Source organism: Bradyrhizobium sp. Kon58 (genome assembly GCF_055807455.1).
Genome location: NZ_JBVVOT010000678.1, coordinates 1 through 233 on the forward strand (window position 1 = coordinate 1; position 233 = coordinate 233).

1 protein-coding gene is annotated in these 233 nt (G+C 62.7%); it reads right to left on the reverse strand.

All coding sequences use genetic code 11. The features are described from left to right. Positions 1-180 (reverse strand): 2Fe-2S iron-sulfur cluster-binding protein (locus AC0L20_RS41910; RefSeq protein ID WP_473295979.1); only part of this gene is annotated, 180 nt, incomplete at its 3' end. Positions 181-233 lie beyond the last annotated feature (53 nt).

Sequence of the window (233 nt, forward strand, 5' to 3'; positions counted from 1 at the left end):
GTCCTGGCTGTAATCGCCGGATTCGCAGCGCCCCTGGCAGGTGCCGCACACGCCTTCGCGGCAGTCCAGCGGGATCTTGATGCCGTTGCGCAAGGCCGCGTCCAGCAGGATTTCATGGGCGCCCACCGGGAAGAACAGGGTCTTGCCGTCGGCAAAACTGAAGGCCACATTGTGATTCATCTATACGACTCCGTATACCTGTGGCGAGGGAGCTTGCTCCCTCTGGGCAGCGC